Origin of the sequence: Bacillus haikouensis (genome assembly GCF_013179555.1) — a bacterium.
In the GTDB taxonomy this organism is placed as follows: Bacteria; Bacillota; Bacilli; order Bacillales; family Bacillaceae_B; genus Rossellomorea; species Rossellomorea haikouensis_A.
The window spans coordinates 1-4174 of the sequence record NZ_JABMCR010000321.1 but is presented as its reverse complement, the minus strand read 5'-3'; the positions used below and the strand labels follow the sequence as shown (position 1 = coordinate 4174).

The 4174-nt window shown below is 43.9% G+C and carries 6 protein-coding genes; 5 read left to right on the top strand and 1 reads right to left on the bottom strand.

What is annotated here, in order from left to right; all coding sequences use genetic code 11:
* Together metK and HP456_RS20630 are read left to right on the top strand one after the other, a co-directional pair.
* Window positions 1-832, top strand: an 832-nt coding sequence (gene metK, locus HP456_RS20635) for a methionine adenosyltransferase (protein WP_172254614.1), incomplete at its 5' end; no start/stop codon positions are given.
* A gap of 46 nt (window positions 833-878) precedes the next feature.
* The gene (locus HP456_RS20630; protein ID WP_172254612.1) at window positions 879-1226 is read left to right on the top strand and encodes a hypothetical protein; all 348 of its coding nucleotides are present in this window, start codon (window positions 879-881) and stop codon (window positions 1224-1226) included.
* On the opposite strand, the gene HP456_RS20625 is transcribed toward HP456_RS20630, so the two are convergent.
* Window positions 1223-1738 (bottom strand): gamma carbonic anhydrase, encoded by a 516-nt coding sequence (locus HP456_RS20625; protein WP_172254611.1) that lies wholly within the window; start codon window positions 1736-1738, stop codon window positions 1223-1225. The genes HP456_RS20630 and HP456_RS20625 overlap by 4 nt on opposite strands.
* An 84-nt stretch (window positions 1739-1822) precedes the next feature.
* On the opposite strand from HP456_RS20625, the gene HP456_RS20620 reads away from it, so the two are divergent.
* The 3 genes from HP456_RS20620 to HP456_RS20610 all read left to right on the top strand — a co-directional run.
* Window positions 1823-2626: an alpha/beta hydrolase gene (locus HP456_RS20620; RefSeq protein ID WP_172254610.1), complete on the top strand. Its 804-nt coding sequence runs from the start codon at window positions 1823-1825 to the stop codon at window positions 2624-2626.
* 13 nt (window positions 2627-2639) lie between these two features.
* Window positions 2640-3704 carry a tetraprenyl-beta-curcumene synthase gene (gene tbcS, locus HP456_RS20615; RefSeq protein ID WP_172254609.1) on the top strand — a complete coding sequence of 355 codons (1065 nt, stop codon included), beginning with the start codon at window positions 2640-2642 and terminating at the stop codon, window positions 3702-3704.
* 240 nt (window positions 3705-3944) lie between these two features.
* On the top strand, window positions 3945-4174 hold a 230-nt coding region (locus HP456_RS20610), incomplete at its 3' end, for a hypothetical protein (protein ID WP_172254608.1).

The window sequence follows — 4174 nt, the reverse complement described above, 5'->3', positions numbered from 1 at the left end:
AGAAATCGACGCAATCGGCGCCGGTGACCAGGGTCTGATGTTTGGATTTGCCTGCAATGAAACGAAAGAACTTATGCCTCTTCCGATTTCACTGGCGCACAAGCTTTCACGCCAGCTGACTGAAGTTCGTAAAGAAGAAGTTCTCCCTTATCTTCGTCCGGACGGTAAAACTCAGGTGACGGTTGAATATGATGAAAATGATAAGCCTGTTCGCATCGATACTATTGTCATCTCAACTCAACATCATCCAGAAGTCTCACTGGAGCAAATACAGCGTAATCTGAAAGAATACGTCATCGACCCGGTTGTTCCAAAGGAACTGATCGATGATAAGACAAAATACTTCATCAACCCTACTGGCCGTTTTGTTATCGGCGGACCCCAAGGTGATGCAGGTCTAACAGGCCGTAAGATCATCGTTGACACATACGGTGGTTATGCACGTCACGGTGGTGGTGCATTCTCCGGTAAGGATGCGACGAAAGTTGACCGTTCAGCAGCTTATGCAGCCCGTTATGTAGCGAAAAACATCGTAGCAGCCGGACTTGCTGAAAAATGTGAAGTTCAATTGGCGTATGCGATCGGTGTTGCACAACCGGTATCTATTTCAGTTGATACATTTGGAACCGGTAAAGTTTCTGAAGAAGTATTGGTTGATGTTGTAAGCAGCAACTTTGACCTGCGCCCTGCAGGAATCATCAAAATGCTGGACCTTCGCCGTCCGATTTACAAGCAGACTGCTGCTTACGGACACTTTGGCCGCAACGATCTTGATCTTCCTTGGGAGCGTACAAACAAAGCTGAAGTATTGAAGGCTGAGGCTTTAAAGTAATAACAGGTATGAGAAAAACCAACACTTGATAGGGGTGTTGGTTTTTTTGATGGAGCGAAGTTTGTGGGGGATAGCATGTGGGGAGTGCGGCAATGGTTCTTCAATGCCAGAGAAGAGCGGTGCAGATTCTGTTGAAAAACGAAGAATGGCGGATATATTGAAATTTGGCAGATATAATCAAGAAATGGACGATATAAAATTTCTCTGGCTGAAAAAAATGAAAGATCTTTTTGCCGCATATCGAGCCTGGCACAAAAAGCAGGATACGAGCCAGGCACAAAAAAGAGGAAGTGGGCCTGGCTCAAAAAACCGGATAATCAAGCAAGTACAAGTAACCCGTAATTTAACACGAGTAATCAGAGGGACGTTTGGGTATCACAAGTATAAGACTTAAAAAGGTTTGATGCTTTTATAATATTGTCCCTTCTCGGCGTATTCCCTAGAGATTCGCTTCATCTCACTGATGTCATGATCGTTCAACTCCCGCACAACTTTCGCCGGACGTCCAAAGGCAAGAGTATTTGGCGGGATGACTTTTCCTTGAGGAACCAGGCTTCCGGCTCCTATAAAGGCACCTTCTCCGATTTCGGCATTATCGAGAATGATGGATCCCATCCCGATCAGGGCTTTTTTTCTGATTTTACAGCTATGTAGAATGACTCCGTGGCCGACTGTCACTTCGTCTTCAAGTATCAGGGGGTTATTGGGACTTTGGTGAAGAATGGAGTTGTCCTGAACATTCACTTTTCGTCCAATTTTGGTAGGTGCCACGTCCCCTCTGATGACGGTATTGAACCAGATGCTGGATTCTTCCCCGATTTCAACGTCCCCAGAGATCGTTACATAATCGGCAATAAAAGCGGATTCTGCTATTATTGGTTTTTTATCTTGATATGGATAGAGCATTTTTTACTACCCCTTTCAATAATATTTACTATAATAATGGTAGCAGATGCGAACAATTTGAGAAACATTTAAGGAGGATTTGCCATGTGGAAATGGGAAACAGATCAAGAGGCAAAGGCAGTCATCGTCATCATTCACGGAGCAATGGAGCACCATGGCCGATACGGCTGGCTCATTGAAATGTGGCGTTCAGCAGGTTTTCATGTGATTATGGGAGACCTTCCCGGGCAGGGGATGACGTCCAGGAGACAAAGAGGACATATTGATTCGTTCGACGAATATATAATTGAGGTAAAAGATTGGGTTCAGGCCGCTTATCAATTCGAACTGCCCGTATTCGTCCTTGGTCACAGCATGGGGGGGCTGATTACCGTACGCATGCTGCAGGAAACTCATGTGAATCTTGCCGGAGTCATTTTGTCATCTCCATGCCTGGGGTTGGTGGGTGGACCTTCAAAGCCGATAGAGCTGCTTTCTTACGGGTTGAATAAAATCGCTCCGATGGTCAAGTTCCCATCCGGCCTGACAGTTGATATGGCGACCAGAAATGCAGATGTGAGGGAAATTGACAGTAATGATACGCTGTATATCACAAAGGTATCCGTGCGCTGGTACAGGGAGCTGGCACAAGCCATCAAGCTTGCAACGGTCAATTTAAATAAGCTGCCGGATGTCCCGCTTCTCGTGCTGCAGGCCGGTGATGATAAAATCGTCGATAAATCAGCGGTCAAGAAATGGTTCAATGAACTGTCTCTTTCGGAGATGCACTATAAAGAATGGCCGAAATGCTATCATGAAATTTATAATGAACCGGAACGGGAAGAGATCTTCGAATACTCCAAGATATTTATTGAAAGCCGCTTGAAAGCGCTGGGGTATATCATATAAATGAGGTGATAGATTGTCTGTACCTGCAAGTCCCTTTACGTTAATGAGAAAAGTATATCGGGATATTTTCCCGCTTGTCCATAAGGAGCTTGATTACTGGAAAAACAGAGCCAATGCCATACCGAATGAAGAATTGAGAAAACAGGCATTGGCAAGCATTGAACATAAGACGTTCCATTGTGAAGGAGGTTCGATCCTTTCGATTTTATCTTTGAAGAAGAAGAAGGAAACGATCCGTTTCACAGTCGCTTATCAAACAATCAGCGATTATCTGGATAATCTTTGTGACCGGAGTACATCCCTCGACCCGAAAGATTTTGAACTTCTGCACCAGTCCATGAAAGATTCGTTAACGGTCGGTGCCGAGTCTGTGAACTATTATGCTCTCAGGGAAGATCAGGACGATGGAGGCTATTTACGCGAGTTAGTGAAGGTTTGTCAGGAATCACTGGCTGAGATTCCTCATTATCACAGCATTCAAACAGAACTTCTCGAACTCTGTGAGTATTATTGCGATTTGCAAATACATAAACACGTGAAAGCTGAAGAAAGGGAAGTCAGGCTGCAGAAATGGTTTGAAATCCACCGTTCAAATCTTCCAGAAATGGACTGGTATGAATTTTCTGCATGCTCGGGTTCCACACTCGGCATCTTCTGCCTGGTTTCTTATGCGAGCAGACCGGACTTTCACCCTTCCTATACTGAAAAAATAAAAGAGGGCTATTTCCCTTATGTACAGGGTCTTCATATCCTGTTGGATTATTTTATCGATCAGGAAGAAGATCAAGAGGGGGGAGACCTCAATTTCTGCTTTTACTATGAAAATGACGAGCACCTAAGAGAGAGGCTGATCCATTTCCTCCATAAGGCGGATGAACACACGAATCAATTGCCGCATTCAGGCTTCCACCGATTGATCAATAAAGGGTTGATCGGGGTGTATCTGTCTGATGAAAAAGCAAGCCGTCAAAAACGAGTCCAGAATTTTTCAAAAGAATTCCTCGGGAAAGCAGGATGGGTGACAAAATTCTTCTTTTGGAATGGGAAAATGTATCGGAAATTAAGAAAGGCCAAATAGTTTTTATGGTTATTCCGGAATAAAAAAATCAAATAGCGCCCTGCGGAAAAGCTGGTCCTGGTTATATAGGACTAGCTTTTTGTGTTTAACGCCATTTCGAATCAGTAAAATATACCCTTGTAAAATTTTATCATAGGAGGAAAATATCGTTTTATGTCATAATATATAGATTTTTCTGAAAAATCTAGTATATTGTAATTAGTTGTAAAAATATAGTACATAATAAGGGGGAATGGCGTGTTGAAAACACGTAAAGTTTTATCTATGGCGCTCACTGCTGCCTTGGGAGTCGGCGCATTTGCTGTACCGGCAACAGCGGGGACTGCAGTGCCGGAGAATGTGTTGGTGAAGCCGGCGGTACAAAAATCTCATTCACATCAAGAGGGGCCATTTGACCTTGCGATTGCCAATGAGGAAAAATTGATAGAAATGCTTCAAGAGAGTGGAAAGCTGTCTAAGAAAGCAACTGC

What these genes read in the sequence shown, in the direction of transcription:
- HP456_RS20625 (WP_172254611.1), bottom strand. Translation starts at nt 1,738, where the DNA reads ATGCTCTATCCATATCAAGATAAAAAACCAATAATAGCAGAATCCGCT.
- HP456_RS20620 (WP_172254610.1), top strand. Translation starts at nt 1,823, where the DNA reads ATGTGGAAATGGGAAACAGATCAAGAGGCAAAGGCAGTCATCGTCATC.